The following is a 14,209-nucleotide window of genomic DNA, read 5'->3' as shown; positions in this document are numbered from 1 at the left end:
TCTTTTGCTCTGGATTCTCGAAAACAAAAGCAAAAGATCGCAGCCTTCGGCAGCTCCTACAGGGACAAATTCAGGGTCAGAGTTCGACTTTTACCCAGCTGACAGGCTGGTCGAGCCAGTCGGCGAACTCATCGATAAAGCTCTGCTTGAACCCGGCTTCCAGCCAATTGTTGAAGATGAACCCCAGGTTGGAAAACGCACATTCCTGCAAGTACAGAAAGCCGTTGATATCGTCTTCATGCCCACATTCCGGGCAGGTGAAGTTGTCGGTGCGCCCGGGCATCCAGTCTTCCAGGCTGTCGAACAGCGCTTCGCCGACTTCGCGGCGGCATTCGGCGCACCCGGCTTCTTCGAGAAAGCCTTTGGCCGGGGTGTAGATGCAGCGCTTGACGATGATCTCCAGGCCATTGATCGGTTCACCGAAAGGCAATGCCTCGGGGTGCAGCACCACCGCACGCGCGCCGTCGGCAATGGCGTGGGCCATGCGGTTGCCGGTGCGGCCGCAGGTGGTCAGCTGTTCTTCGATGATGTTCTTGCGCACCAGCCAGCGTACGATCGCCCGCGCCCGGGGTTCGTGGACCGGCAGGGTGGAGATTTTCGGGACGATGATGCTTTGCGAATTCATGGTGCAAGCCTGCTGCAAATACCGAGATTTACCCCTGTAGGAGTGAGCCTGCTCGCGATAGCGGTGGGTCAGACACATCAAGATCAACTGATACACCGCTATCGCGAGCAGGCTCACTCCTACAAAGGAATTGCGGCCGGCAGCTTAATCCCTGACGAAATCCGGTCAAGTGCTCACGCCATACTAATAATGTAGCGCCCGATCAACGCAATCCCGCTCGCCAGCACCAGCCAGGTCACCAATCGTACAAACGCCTCGCGCGACAAACGCAGGGTCAACCGCCGCCCGATCCACAAGCCCAGCGCCATGGCCGGCAACAGACACAGCGCCAGCATCAACAAGGGTAGCTCGGCATACACCCCGGCGATGGCGAACAGACTCAAACGCACCACCGTGCTGCAACTGATCAGCGCACTTTGCGTGGCCCGCGCCGCGTCCTTGGGCAAACGGCTGTTGAGATAGATCGCATATAAAAAACCACCACTGCCAAACAGCGCGCCAAACAGCCCGCCCACCGTGCCCATCGGCAGCGCCCATGCGGCGGACAGCTGAGTCGGCCGGGTTTTCACCCACAGGCTGTAAACCGCGTAGGCGCTGATGAACAACCCCATCAACAGCAACAACAGATCGGATTTGAGGTTGAGCAGGAAAATCACCCCCAACGTGCACCCCACCGCCATGCACGGCAGCAACCGCAACAACTCGGGCTTGGCCACGTCCCGGCGCGAGGGCAGCAGATTGCCGAACGCCGCGACGAAATCCAGCAGCACCAGCAGCGGCACGATTTTTGACAACGGCATGAACAGAATCAGAATCGGCCCCGCGACCAACGCCGTGCCGAATCCGGCAACCCCGAACACGATATAGGCCAATGCGATTCCCAAGCCGATCACCACCCAGCCGCCCGCGCTCCACGTCCACTCGCTCAACAACCCCGCCACGCTCATCGGTCCGCTTCCTTTATAAGCCTGTGATGACTTTAGCCAGCGCCAAGCCTTGCGACTAATATGATCAAAGTCGCTCACTCATCTCGAAAAGGCATACCTGGTGCTTTCAACCCGTCAACTGCGCTACTTCGTGGAAATCGCCGAATGCGGCAGTTTCAGCGCCGCCGCTGAGCGCCTGTTCATCGCGCAGTCGGCGCTGAGCCGGCAGATCAAGGACATGGAAGCGCGCCTGCAAACCTCACTGTTCGAACGCACTGCACGCCAGCCCCGACTCACGGCGGCCGGTGAGGCGTTTTTGCCGCGGGCGAGAAACCTGCTCAATGAACTGAACAAAGCCAGCGCGATGGCGACCGAAGTCGGTAACGGACAATTGGGTACTTTGCGCCTGAGTCATTCCAGCACCGTGTCGATCAGCGGGTATTTATTACGTCGGATCAGCACTTATCTCGATCAGCAGCACGGCGTGTCGCTGGACATCGGCAAGTTGTCCTCAGAAGCGCAGCTTGAGGAGTTGGCCGAAGGACATCTGGACATTGGCCTGTTGCGCCTGCCGGTGTTGCGTCAGCGCGAAGGCATTCAGGTTGTGCCGCTGTTCACCGAGCGCCTGCTGCTGGCGGTGCCGAACGATCATCGATTAGCCGACTCATCCGCTGTCGAACTGGCGCAACTGAGGGACGAAGCGTTCATCTCGATCCCGCATCCCCAGCGTGGCGGGCTCAGCTATCTGTGCGCCGATCTGTGCATGCGTCAGGGCTTTTTCCCGAAAGCGGCGCGGGTGATGTCACGCAAGACTACGCAGTTGCAGTTGATCCAGGCGGGATTCGGCATCGCCCTGCTGCCCGAATCGATGCAGGACATTGCTCCAGTCGGCGTACGATTTCTGCCGCTGAGCAATCCCGATTGCCAAAGCACCGTCGCCCTCGCCTATCGCCAGCACCCCACGTCACTGGTTCAACACTTCATCCAGACCTTCACAAATCCCCCTGTAGGAGCTGACGAGTGCAACGAGGCTGCGATCTTTTGATCTTGCTCTCCAAAAAAAGATCAAAAGATCGCAGCCTTCGGCAGCTCCTACAGGGATTCGTGTATTGCGTCGGAAATTAGCTTTAAACTGCGCCCCATGATTAAAGATCCCTTTGCAAGACTTGGCCTGGACCGTGAAGTCCTAACCGTCAGCCAGCTCAACGGCCGCGCGCGGGTGTTGCTCGAAGACGTGTTCAGCAACATCTGGGTCGAAGGCGAAATCTCCAACCTCGCCCGCCCGGCGTCCGGTCACGTGTATTTCACCCTCAAGGACAGCGGTGCGCAGGTGCGTTGCGCGCTGTTCCGCAATAACGCGGCGCGGGTGCGTCAGGCGTTGAAGGACGGTCTGGCCGTGAAGGTGCGCGGCAAGGTCTCGCTGTTCGAAGGGCGTGGCGACTATCAGCTGATTCTCGACACCGTGGAGCCGGCCGGTGACGGCGCGCTGCGTCTGGCCTTCGATGCGCTGAAGGAAAAGCTCAGCGTCGAAGGTCTGTTCAGTGCCGAACGCAAAGTCCCGCTGCCCGCGCATCCGCAGCGCATCGGCATCATCAGTTCGCCGACCGGCGCGGTGATTCGCGACATCATCAGCGTGTTCCGCCGCCGGGCGCCGCAGGTGCAACTGACGCTGATCCCGACCGCCGTGCAGGGCCGTGAAGCCACCGCGCAAATCGTCCGCGCGCTGAAAATGGCTGACGCCCGTGGTTTCGACGCGCTGATCCTCGCCCGTGGCGGCGGCTCGCTGGAAGACCTCTGGTGCTTCAACGAAGAAGCCGTGGCCCGCGCGATCGATGCCTGCGTGACGCCGATTGTCAGCGCCGTCGGGCATGAGACCGACGTGTCGATCAGTGACTTCGTGGCTGACGTGCGCGCACCAACGCCCTCCGCTGCCGCCGAACTGCTGGCCCCGGATTCGAGTCACCTGATCCGTCAGGTCGAAAGTCTGCACCGGCGTCTGGTGATGCGCATGCGCGACCGGCTGATGCGCGATCGTCTGCGCCTGGAAGGCATGGCCCGGCGTCTGCGTCATCCCGGCGAACGCCTGCGTCAGCAAGCGCAACGCCTGGATGACCTCGACATGCGCATGCGCCGGGCTTTCGAGCGCCAGCTCAATACCCGCCGCGAACGCCTGATCCGTCTGGAAACCCGCCTCGCCGGGCAACATCCGGGACGCCAATTGGCGATGCTGCGCCAGCGCCTCGACAGCCTCGCCGAACGCCTGCCGCGAGCCATGCGTGAAGGCCTGAAAAGCCGTCGCCTGCAATTGCACAGTCAGATGCAGACGCTGCATGTGGTCAGTCCGCTGGCAACCCTCGGCCGGGGCTACAGCATTCTGCTGGATGAGCGCGGGCACGCCATTCGCAACGCCGCGCAGACCCACACCGGCCAACGCCTGAAGGCCAAACTGGGCGAAGGCGAACTGCAAGTGCGCGTCGAGGACAATCACCTTACGCCTGTCACCCTCTCTTTACTGGACTGATCCATGCCGCGTTTTTTTGCTCCGTTATTGTTGCTGTGCCTGACCACCTTTAACGCCCACGCCGACAGCTACATCACTCGTCTGTTGAACAAACCGGTGCCGGGCGGCGTGGCGGTGATTGATCTGGGCAGCGCCGCGCAGGCGCCCAAGGCTACCTATCAGGGCAAACCGGTGCTGGTGGTGAAAGAACAGAACAACTGGCTGGCGATTGTCGGCGTGCCGCTGACGGTCAAACCCGGCAGCCAGCAGATCAGCAGCGGCGGGCGTAATCTGCCGTTCACGGTCGGCAACAAGAAATACCCGGAACAGCACATCACCCTGAAGAACACCCAACAGGTCAATCCGAACCCGGCCAATCTCAAGCGCATCGAGGGTGAACTGGCCGAGCAGATCAAGGCTTACCGCAGCTTCAGCCCGAATACCCCGAGCAACCTGCTGCTGGACAAACCGGTCAACGGACCGCTGTCGAGCAAGTTCGGTGTGCGCCGTTTCTTCAATGGTGAAGAGCGCAACCCCCATGCCGGTCTCGACTTTGCGGTGCCGGCCGGCACGCCGATCAAGACCCCGGCGGCGGGCAAGGTGATTCTCACCGGCAACTACTTCTTCAACGGCAACACGGTGTTTGTCGATCACGGACAGGGCTTTATCAGCATGTTCTGCCACATGTCGAAAATCGACGTGAAAGTTGGCGATCAACTGGCCCGGGGCGCGGTGGTTGGCAAGGTCGGCTCGACCGGCCGGGCGACTGGGCCGCACATGCACTGGAACATCAGCCTGAATGATGCGCGGGTGGATCCGGCGATTTTCATTGGTGCGTTCCAGCCTTGATAGTTGTTTGAGGCAGACGGCCCCTTCGCGAGCAGGCTCGCTCCCACAAAGGATCTTTGAGCGACACACATCCAATGTGGGAGCGAGCCTGCTCGCGAAGGCGACCCAACCCATACTGCAAACACCGCTGACACCCCACCAGTTTCAATTGCGCCCCAATCACCCCCTGCGCAAAAACAAAAACGATCCGCTGCCTGAAGCACAATAAAATCGCGCAAATCCGCGCTTTTCGAGTATTCCTCTCAATTTTTTTCGACTGCTTGCCATCCTCTCCCCTCGCGGTTAGGGTTGAAGGCATGAAAACCTCTCATACCCTTATTCAGCTTCGCCAGCACCGTAGTTTGTGCCTCGTCAGCGCACGACTGCCGGGCTGAATCGCTGCGCCTCGTCCCAAGCTGTTCCCCGAACATTCGTTCCACCGGCAGGCCGCCTCTTTTCGGCCCAGACAATAAGGATTTTCCCGATGAGCATGCTCAAAGACCCGTCTTCGAAATACCGCGCTTTCCCCGTCATCAATCTGCCGGATCGTACCTGGCCGTCGAAAACCATCGACGCCGCGCCGATCTGGTGCAGCTCCGACCTGCGTGACGGCAACCAGTCGCTGATCGAGCCAATGGACGCGGCGAAGAAGCTGCGCTTCTGGAAAACCCTCGTGCAGGTTGGCGTGAAGGAAATCGAAGCCTCGTTCCCGGCCGCTTCGCAGACCGACTTCGACTTCGTGCGCACCCTGATCGAAGAAGGCCACATCCCGGACGACACCACCATTCAGGTGCTGACTCAGGGCCGTGAAGACCTGATCGAGCGCACCTTCGAATCCCTGCGCGGGGCGAAGAAAGCCATCGTTCACCTGTACAACGCCACTTCGCCGTCTTTCCGTCGCATCGTCTTCAACCAGGACAAGGACGGCATCAAGGCCATCGCGGTCAACGCCGCCAAGCTGTTCGTCAAATACGCGGCGATGCAGCCGGACACCGAGTGGACCTTCGAATACTCGCCGGAAACCTTCAGCGCCACCGAGCTGGAGTTCGCCAAGGAAGTCTGTGACGCGGTGATCGAGGTCTGGAACCCGACGCCTGAGCACAAGATGATCCTCAACCTGCCGGCCACCGTTGAATGCGCGACCCCGAACGTCTACGCCGACCAGATCGAATGGTTCGGCCGCAACATCAACCGTCGTGACAGCGTGATCATCAGCCTGCACACCCACAACGACCGTGGCACCGGCGTCGCCGCCACCGAGCTGGGCCTGATGGCCGGCGCGGATCGCGTTGAAGGCTGCCTGTTCGGCAACGGCGAGCGTACCGGTAACGTCGACCTCGTCACCGTGGCGTTGAACATGTACACCCAGGGCGTTGACCCTGAGCTGGACTTCTCCGACATCGACGGCGTGCGCAAAGTCGTCGAAGAGTGCAACCAGATCCAGGTGCACCCGCGTCACCCGTACGTCGGCGACCTGGTGCACACCGCATTCTCCGGCTCGCACCAGGACGCGATCCGCAAGGGCTTCGCCCAGCAGAAACCGGACACCCTGTGGGAAGTGCCGTATCTGCCGATCGACCCGGCCGACATCGGCCGCAGCTACGAGGCGGTGATTCGTGTGAACAGCCAGTCGGGCAAGGGCGGTATCGCCTACTTGCTGGAGCAGGAATACGGCATCAGCCTGCCGCGTCGCATGCAGATCGAGTTCAGCCAGGTGGTGCAGCGTGAAACCGACCGCCTCGGCCTGGAAATGACCGCCAAGCAGATCCACTCGCTGTTGATCAGCGAATACCTGCAAGCCAACACCCCGTACGCGCTGGTCAGCCATCGCCTGCAGGAAGAAAACGGCAACAGCGCCGTCGAAGTGGAAGTGGCGAGCAAGGGTCAGGGTGAAACCAACCTGCACTGGCGCGGCAAGGGCAACGGCGCGCTGGAAGCACTGGTGGCCGGCCTGCCGATTCCGGTGGAAATCATGGACTACAACGAACACGCGATCGGCGCGGGCACCAACGCCAAGGCAGCCGCGTACATCGAGCTGCGTGTGAACGGTGAGCGTGCGGTGCACGGCGTAGGTATCGATGAAAACATCACCACTGCCAGCTTCAAGGCACTGTTCAGTGCGCTGAACCGCTCGTTGAGCCAGCCGGAAGCGAAAGCGGCTTAAGCCTTCGCTGAAATGCAAAAGGCCCCGGAGTGTGAACTCCGGGGCCTTTTTGTTGAGGATCAAAAGATCGCAGCCTTCGGCAGCTCCTACATCGGGATAGTATCCATCCTGCAGGTGCTGCCGAAGGCTGCGATCTTTTGCTTTTCAGGTGAACTCGAAGGTATCCGCATCCAGATTCGCCGGAAAGCGCTCGCGATACGCCGCCAGTGGTGCGGCTTCCAGCACAACCTTGAACACGCCGTCCGCCTCCCCCGCCGCCAGCAACGTCTCGCCCTGGAAATCCAGCACCTGACTGTCGCCGGTATAGGCAAAGCCCTTGCCATCGGTGCCGATCCGGTTCACCGCCGCCACATAACACAGGTTTTCAATCGCCCGCGCCGGCAACAATCGGTTCCAGTGCAGACGCCGTGCACCCGGCCAGTTGGCGGTGTACAGCAGCAGATCGGTGTCCTGCGCGTCGCGACTCCACACCGGGAAACGCAGGTCGTAGCAAATCAGTGGCCGAATCCGCCAGCCCTTGAGTTCGAACTGCACCTGGCGCTCGCCGGGGGTGTAGTGATTGTGCTCCCCAGCCATACGGAACAGGTGGCGTTTGTCGTAATGCCAGACTTCGCCGTCCGGCCGCGCCCACAGCAGGCGGTTGCGATGGCTGCCGTCCGCCGCCTGAATGATCACGCTGCCGGTGATCACCGCATTCAGTTTCGCGGCCTGTGCCTTCATCCACTTGCTGGTCGGGCCATGCTCGGCTTCGGCAAGGGTTTCCGATTCCATGGAAAAACCGGTGGTGAACATCTCCGGCAGGATGATCAGGTCTGCGCCCCGGGCCTGCTCCAGCAGCAACTCGAAGTGCTCGAGGTTGGCCTGACGGTCATGCCAGGCCAGGCTGGTCTGGATCAGCGCCAGATTGAGATCGGGCAATGCACTCAGATCACGCATAGTTTTGCCGCTGCCTCGCGCAGCGTCTCCTCGCGTTTGGCAAAGCACAGGCGCACCAGACGCTGGCCTTGCGGTGGATTCTGATAGAACACCGATACCGGAATGCTCGCCACGCCGTGCTCGCGGGTCATCCAGATCGCCATGTCGACGTCGTTCAAGTCAGGGCGGATCTGCGAATAATCAACCAGCTGGAAATACGTGCCGGTGACGCGGGTGAAGGTGAAGCGCGACGGCGCCAGCAGATCGCAGAACAGGTCGCGCTTGGCCTGATAGAAACCCGGCAGCTCTTCAACGTGTTCCGGGTGTTCGGCCATGTAATCGGCCAGGGCGTATTGCAGCGGGGTGACGCCGCAGAAACTGACGTACTGGTGCACCTTGCGCAGCTCCGCGGTCAGCGCCGGTGGCGCAACCACGTAGCCGGTTTTCCAGCCCGTGACGTGGTAAGTCTTGCCGAACGAGCTGACCACAAACGCTCGCTGATACAGTTCTTCGTGGGCCAGTACGCTGACATGCGGCACGCCGTCGAACACCAGGTGTTCGTACACCTCGTCGCTGATCAGGTAGATGTCACGACCACGGATCAACTCCGCCAGTTGATCAAGCTCGGCACGGCTGATCAGTGCACCGCTCGGGTTGTGCGGGGTGTTGATCACGATCATTTTCGTGCGCGGGCTGAGGGCCGCGGCGAGCTTGTCGAAATCGATGGAGAAATCGTTCGGGTTCAGTTGCACATGCACGCAGCGACCACCCGCCAACTGCGTCGCCGGCTCATAGCTGTCGTAGCACGGGTCGAACACGATGACTTCGTCGCCGCTGTGGATAACCGCCTGAATCGCACAGAAGATCGCCTGGGTCGCACCCGGCGTTACGGTCACTTCGTTGTCGGCATCGACTTTCACGCCATAGCTGCGCGCGATCTTCGCCGCGATCTGCTCGCGCAGCGCCGGCAGGCCGGTCATCGGTGAATACTGGTTATGGCCGCTGGCGATATGTCGGCCGACCGCGTCACGCAGGGACTGCGGGCCATCGAAATCAGGAAAACCCTGGGACAGGTTGATCGCTCCGGTCTGCGCCGCGAGCTGAGACATCTGCGTGAAAATAGTGATGCCGACATTCGGCAACTTACTGGTGATCATCGAGGGGTTCCCTGCTCTACACCCGGCTCTGACGGCGGCGCGGGAGAGCCCGAGAATAGCCCATCCGACGCCCATAAAAAAAGGGCGCCCAACTGAGCACCCTTCTTTCATTTATAGCGCAGCAACCTTGTGGCGAGGGGATTCATCCCCGATCGGCTGCGAAGCAGTCGCAAACCCTATGACAGGTATTTGGGGTCGCTTCGCAACCCGTCGGGGATAAATCCCCTCACCACAGGATCACTTCTTGTCGCGGCGCTTCTTGCTGGCTTTCTTGTTGTGCGACATCAAGCGACGCTTCTTGTTGACCTGGCGGTCGGTCAGCGTGTTCTTGTTGCCTTCGTACGGGTTCTCGCCGCCCTTGAACTCGATGCGAATCGGCGTACCGACCAACTTCAGCACACGGCGGTAAGTGTTCTCCAGATAGCGCACATACGACTTCGGCACTTTCTCGATCTGGTTACCGTGGATCACGATGATCGGCGGGTTCGCACCACCCAGGTGAGCGTAACGCAGCTTGATCCGGCGGCTGTTGACCATCGGCGGCTGGTGCTCGCTGACCGCGTCTTCGAGAATCTGCGTCAGGCGGCTGGTCGGCCAGCGGGTAACCGCGGACTTGAACGAGTTCTGCACCGAGGCGTAGAGGTTGCCCACGCCAGTACCGTGCAATGCCGAAATGAAGTGAATATCGGCGAAGTCGACGAAGAACAGACGACGTTGCAGCTCGACCTTCACAAAGTCGCGCTCGCTCGGGGTCATGCCGTCCCATTTATTGATCGCGATCACCAGCGCACGACCGGCTTCGAGGGCAAAACCCAACAGGTTGAGGTCGTGATCGACCACACCTTCGCGGGCGTCCATCACGAAGATCACCACGTTGGCGTCTTTGATCGCCTGCAGGGTTTTGACCACGGAGAATTTTTCGACTTCTTCGTGGATCTTGCCGCGCTTGCGCACACCGGCGGTGTCGATCAGCGTGTACTTCTCGTCGTTACGCTCGAACGGGATGTAGATACTGTCGCGGGTGGTGCCGGGCTGGTCGTAGACGATTACCCGGTCTTCACCGAGCATGCGGTTGACCAGAGTCGACTTGCCGACGTTCGGACGGCCGATGATGGCGATCTTGATCCCGTCTTTTTCGCTCGGGCCAGGAATGCGCTTGGCTTCCTCGCCTTCGGCAACGATCTCTTCCTCTTCGCCTTCCGCCGGTTCGTCATCATCACGCGGGAAATCGCTCAGTGCCGCTTCCAGCAGTTGAGTGATACCACGGCCGTGAGCACCGGCGATCGGGATCGCGTGGCCCATGCCCAGCGGAGCGAATTCGGCGCGGGCCATTTCCGGGTCGATGTTGTCGACCTTGTTGGCAACCACGTGGGAACGCTTGTTACGCTTGCGCAAGTGTTCGGCGATCATCTGGTCGGCGGCGGTGAAACCGGCCTTGGCATCTACCAGGAACAGCACAACATCCGCTTCTTCAATGGCCAGCAGCGACTGCTCGGCCATTTTTTCGTCCATACCGTGTTCGTCACCGGAGATACCGCCGGTGTCGATCAGAATGTAGGAACGCCCTTGCCACTTGGCCTCACCGTACTGGCGATCACGGGTCAGACCGGACAAGTCGCCAACGATGGCGTCACGCGTCCTGGTCAGGCGGTTGAACAAGGTGGATTTGCCGACGTTCGGTCGGCCCACCAGGGCGATTACGGGAACCATGCGGCTCTCCACTTCGTTATTTCAGAAAATACAAAAGCCGCTGCGAGGCAGCGGCTGGTGCTCGGGGCAACACTGTGGGCGCTTTCTGTGAGAGCGAGCCTGTTCGCGAAAAACGCAATGACACCGCGTTTGTTCAGGCCGTAAACGTTATCGTTGACGTCCTTCGCGAGCAGGCTCGCTCCCACATTCATACCCACCGGTGAGCCGCTTGGGATCAACCCAAGCATAGTTGTTACTTGATGGTCAGGGCTTCCAGTTTGCCGCTGTTGCCATACACATAGATCGTGTTGCCCACCACCAGCGGACGGGCACGCAGGCCGTCACTGTCGATACGCTCACGACCCACAAAACGACCGTCCACCTGGCTCAACAGGTGCAGGTAACCTTCCAGGTCACCAACGGCTACGTAGCTAGAGAACACTTCCGGTGCCGACAGTTGGCGGCGAGCCAGCGAGTCGTTGCTCCACAGTGCAGTGGTCGAACGCTCGTCAACGCCTTCAACGGTGCCCGAAGACAGGCTCACATAGACGTTGCCGAAACCCTGGGCAACACCGGCATAGCTCGATGCATCGCGCTGCCAGAGTTGACGACCGCTTTGCAGATCGAGTGCCGCGACGCGGCCCTGATAGCTGGCAACGTACAGCGTTTCGCCGGACAGCAGCAGACCGCCGTCGATGTCGACCACGCGCTCCAGTTCCGAACGACCGGTTGGAATCGCGACCCGTTGTTCCCAGACCGGCACGCCGTTGGAAATGTCCAGGGCGACCACTTTACCGGTCGACAGGCCAGCCACCGCGAGGCGGTTGGTCACGACGGGGGCGCTGGTGCCACGCAGGGTCAGGACCGCAGGGGTACTGTCGTAGGTCCAGCGACGGTCGCCGGTGGCAGCATCCAGGCCGATCAGACGATCGTCCTGAGTCTGTACCACGACAACGTCACCGTTGTTGGCCGGCGGCGCGAGCACTTCGCTGGAAACCCGGGCGCGCCACTTCTCTTCGCCGTTGATGGCGTCGAGCGCAACGATTTCACCCTTGAGGGTACCGATCGTGACCAGACCGTAACCCACGCCAACGGCGCCGGAGACAGGCAGTTCAAGATCTTTTTTCCACTTCACGTCGCCATTGCTGCGATCCATGGCCATCAGCACGCCGGTCACATCTGCCGCGTAGATGGTGTCACCATCGATCGCCGGCACCAGCATGTTGTAGGTTTCGCCCTGACCGTCACCGATCGAACGGCTCCACTGCTTTTGCAGGACCACTTCTTCTTTGAAGTCGGTCAGCTCGGCCGGTGGCAGTTCTTTTTTGCTGTTGCTGCTGCAACCCGCGGCCAGAATGGCCAGAGCCAGCAATGCTGCATGCTTCCAACGGATCACGTCACGCATCCCCTTTGGCCAGGTCGTCGAGCTTGATTTGAAGGCCGCCGACTGCCGCTTCATCCGACAGTGCCGCCTTGGCTTTTTGATACGCGGTGTTCGCCTCGTCGGTACGACCCAACTGAACCAGCAGATCACCCTTGAGTTCTTCGCGAGTGGCCAGGAACGCCTTGTCGGCATCACCGTCAAGCAGCTTCAGGGCTTCATCGGCCTTGTTCTGCGCACCCAGCACCTGCGCCAGACGCTGACGGGCGATTTCGCCCAGCGCCGGGTTGGCCGGCTTGGCAACGATAGCCTTGAGTTCAGTCGCAGCGTCGTCCAGCTTGCCGCTGTCGACCGCAACCTTGGCCACGAACAGGCTGCCGTACTGCGCGTACGCGGTGCCGCCGAATTCGCTGTTGAGTTTGCCGGCCAGATCCGCAACGCGGGCAGCGTCAGGCTTGCCGTCCGGGGTCAGCGTGGTTTCCAGCAGTTGCTGATAGAGCACCGAGGCGCCTTGCGACTGGTTGCTCTGATACTTGTGAAAAGCCTGCCAGCCGAACACGATGACCAGCGCCAACAGGCCGCCGGTGACCAGAGGTTTGCCGTTGCGTGTCCACCAGTCCTTCAAATCCGCCAACTGTTCGTCTTCGGTACTCGACACCCCAATACTCCTTAATCGCTAAATCGGCTGTTTAGACAGCTTCAACCCTGCACGACGCAGGTGGCCAGGTGAGCGGCAAGCGCATCCCAGGCAATGCTTTGTTGTTCGCCCTGGCCACGCAGGGGTTTGAAACCTACCACTTGCTGGGCCATTTCGTCGTCACCCAGGATCAGTGCGTACAACGCACCGCTCTTGTCGGCTTTCTTGAACTGGCTTTTGAAGCTGCCGGCGCCGGCATTGACTTGCAGACGCAGGTTTGGAAGCTGGTCACGTACACGCTCGGCCAGGGCCAGACCGGCCAGTTCGGCCTGCTCGCCAAAGGCGCAGAGGTAGACGTCGACCTGTCGGGAGATTTCTTCCGGGATCTGCTCCAGGGTTTCGAGCATCAACACCAGACGCTCGATGCCCATGGCGAAACCCACGCCGGTAGTCGGCTTGCCGCCCATCTGCTCGACCAGACCGTCGTAACGACCGCCCGCGCAGACAGTACCCTGGGCGCCGAGCTTGTCGGTGACCCATTCGAATACGGTTTTGCTGTAGTAATCGAGGCCGCGCACCAGTTTCGGGTTGAGCACGTACGGGATGCCAACCGCGTCCAGACGCGCCTTCAGACCTTCGAAGTGCGCACGGGATTCGTCATCCAGGTAGTCGGCCATTTTCGGCGCATCGACCAATACCGCCTGGGTGTCGGCATTTTTGGTGTCGAGCACGCGCAGCGGGTTGGTTTTCAGGCGACGCTGGCTGTCTTCGTCGAGCTTGTCGTGGTGCGCCGAGAGGTACTCGACCAGCGCTTCACGATAGCGACCACGGGATTCGCTGGTGCCCAGGCTGTTGAGTTCGAGCTTGACCGCATCACGGATGCCCAGCTCGCCCCACAGGCGCCAGGTCATGATGATCAGCTCGGCATCGATGTCCGGACCGTCGAGGTTGAACACCTCCAGACCGATCTGGTGGAACTGGCGATAACGGCCTTTTTGCGGACGCTCGTGACGGAACATCGGGCCGATGTACCAGAGTTTCTGCACCTGGCCACCGCCGGTGATGCCGTGCTCGAGCACCGCACGCACGCACGCCGCGGTGCCTTCCGGACGCAGGGTCAGGGAATCGCCGTTGCGGTCTTCGAAGGTGTACATCTCTTTTTCGACGATGTCGGTCACTTCACCGATCGAGCGCTTGAACAGCTCGGTGAATTCGACGATCGGCATGCGGATCTGCTTGTAACCGTAGTTATCCAGCAGACGCGCGACAGTGCCCTCGAAATAACGCCACAGCGGGGTCTGTTCGGGCAGGATGTCGTTCATGCCACGAATGGCTTGCAGAGACTTGCTCACTTTAAATCCTTAAATTCGTTCGGCTTTCAGTCAGG

12 protein-coding genes are annotated in these 14,209 nt (G+C 60.6%); 4 read left to right on the top strand and 8 right to left on the bottom strand.

Translation table 11 applies throughout. The annotated features are described in order from the left end of the window. Positions 1–76 precede the first annotated feature (76 nt). Both BW33_RS12730 and BW33_RS12725 read right to left on the bottom strand, forming a co-directional pair. Positions 77–625: a hypothetical protein gene (locus BW33_RS12730; RefSeq protein ID WP_047599310.1), complete on the bottom strand. Its 549-nt coding sequence runs from the start codon at positions 623–625 to the stop codon at positions 77–79. 173 nt (positions 626–798) lie between these two features. Next, on the bottom strand, positions 799–1,572 hold the full coding sequence (locus tag BW33_RS12725; protein ID WP_047599309.1) for a sulfite exporter TauE/SafE family protein: 774 nt from the start codon (positions 1,570–1,572) through the stop codon (positions 799–801). Positions 1,573–1,672: 100 nt separating this feature from the next. On the opposite strand from BW33_RS12725, the gene BW33_RS12720 reads away from it, so the two are divergent. The 4 genes from BW33_RS12720 (at position 1,673) to leuA (ending at position 7,043) form a co-directional block, all read left to right on the top strand. After that, positions 1,673–2,596 (top strand): LysR family transcriptional regulator, encoded by a 924-nt coding sequence (locus tag BW33_RS12720; RefSeq protein ID WP_047599308.1) that lies wholly within the window; start codon positions 1,673–1,675, stop codon positions 2,594–2,596. 96 nt (positions 2,597–2,692) lie between these two features. Then, positions 2,693–4,072 carry an exodeoxyribonuclease VII large subunit gene (gene xseA, locus BW33_RS12715; protein WP_047599306.1) on the top strand — a complete coding sequence of 460 codons (1,380 nt, stop codon included), beginning with the start codon at positions 2,693–2,695 and terminating at the stop codon, positions 4,070–4,072. A gap of 3 nt (positions 4,073–4,075) precedes the next feature. Then, positions 4,076–4,900 carry a peptidoglycan DD-metalloendopeptidase family protein gene (locus tag BW33_RS12710; protein ID WP_047599304.1) on the top strand — a complete coding sequence of 275 codons (825 nt, stop codon included), beginning with the start codon at positions 4,076–4,078 and terminating at the stop codon, positions 4,898–4,900. Positions 4,901–5,363: 463 nt separating this feature from the next. Continuing rightward, on the top strand, positions 5,364–7,043 hold the full coding sequence (gene leuA / locus BW33_RS12705; RefSeq protein ID WP_042608332.1) for a 2-isopropylmalate synthase: 1,680 nt from the start codon (positions 5,364–5,366) through the stop codon (positions 7,041–7,043). 144 nt (positions 7,044–7,187) lie between these two features. On the opposite strand, the gene BW33_RS12700 is transcribed toward leuA, so the two are convergent. The 6 genes from BW33_RS12700 to hisS form a co-directional block, all read right to left on the bottom strand. Next, positions 7,188–7,979, bottom strand: coding sequence for an amidohydrolase (locus BW33_RS12700; RefSeq protein WP_047599302.1), 792 nt, complete (start codon positions 7,977–7,979; stop codon positions 7,188–7,190). Then, a complete protein-coding gene (locus tag BW33_RS12695) occupies positions 7,967–9,115 on the bottom strand; it encodes a pyridoxal phosphate-dependent aminotransferase (protein ID WP_047599301.1) in 1,149 nt (382 codons plus the stop codon). Before BW33_RS12695 ends, BW33_RS12700 begins: the two co-directional genes overlap by 13 nt. Before the next feature lie 237 nt (positions 9,116–9,352). Continuing rightward, positions 9,353–10,825 (bottom strand): ribosome biogenesis GTPase Der, encoded by a 1,473-nt coding sequence (gene der / locus BW33_RS12690; RefSeq protein WP_027612132.1) that lies wholly within the window; start codon positions 10,823–10,825, stop codon positions 9,353–9,355. A 232-nt stretch (positions 10,826–11,057) separates the two neighbouring features. Next, complete coding sequence (gene bamB, locus BW33_RS12680; protein WP_027612133.1) at positions 11,058–12,209, bottom strand: outer membrane protein assembly factor BamB; 1,152 nt, start codon at positions 12,207–12,209, stop codon at positions 11,058–11,060. Beyond that, positions 12,202–12,843, bottom strand: a complete 642-nt coding sequence (locus tag BW33_RS12675; RefSeq protein ID WP_007964436.1) for a tetratricopeptide repeat protein — start codon at positions 12,841–12,843, stop codon at positions 12,202–12,204. Before BW33_RS12675 ends, bamB begins: the two co-directional genes overlap by 8 nt. Before the next feature lie 41 nt (positions 12,844–12,884). Further along, entirely contained in the window at positions 12,885–14,174 is a 1,290-nt protein-coding gene (gene hisS / locus BW33_RS12670) for a histidine--tRNA ligase (protein ID WP_007964435.1), read from the bottom strand. Between the last annotated feature and the right edge of the window lie 35 nt (positions 14,175–14,209).

Origin of the sequence: Pseudomonas sp. RIT288, from assembly GCF_000631985.1 — a bacterium.
Taxonomy (GTDB): Bacteria; Pseudomonadota; Gammaproteobacteria; order Pseudomonadales; family Pseudomonadaceae; genus Aquipseudomonas.
This window is presented reverse-complemented; position numbering and strand designations above follow the sequence as displayed.

Bases quoted from the DNA above. Each gene is read 5' to 3' on its own strand.
- BW33_RS12725 (WP_047599309.1), bottom strand. From the start codon at position 1,572: ATGAGCGTGGCGGGGTTGTTGAGCGAGTGGACGTGGAGCGCGGGCGGC.
- leuA (WP_042608332.1), top strand. From the start codon at position 5,364: ATGAGCATGCTCAAAGACCCGTCTTCGAAATACCGCGCTTTCCCCGTC.
- BW33_RS12695 (WP_047599301.1), bottom strand. From the start codon at position 9,115: ATGATCACCAGTAAGTTGCCGAATGTCGGCATCACTATTTTCACGCAG.
- BW33_RS12730 (WP_047599310.1), bottom strand. From the start codon at position 625: ATGAATTCGCAAAGCATCATCGTCCCGAAAATCTCCACCCTGCCGGTC.
- xseA (WP_047599306.1), top strand. From the start codon at position 2,693: ATGATTAAAGATCCCTTTGCAAGACTTGGCCTGGACCGTGAAGTCCTA.
- BW33_RS12700 (WP_047599302.1), bottom strand. From the start codon at position 7,979: ATGCGTGATCTGAGTGCATTGCCCGATCTCAATCTGGCGCTGATCCAG.
- bamB (WP_027612133.1), bottom strand. From the start codon at position 12,209: ATGCGTGACGTGATCCGTTGGAAGCATGCAGCATTGCTGGCTCTGGCC.
- BW33_RS12710 (WP_047599304.1), top strand. From the start codon at position 4,076: ATGCCGCGTTTTTTTGCTCCGTTATTGTTGCTGTGCCTGACCACCTTT.
- der (WP_027612132.1), bottom strand. From the start codon at position 10,825: ATGGTTCCCGTAATCGCCCTGGTGGGCCGACCGAACGTCGGCAAATCC.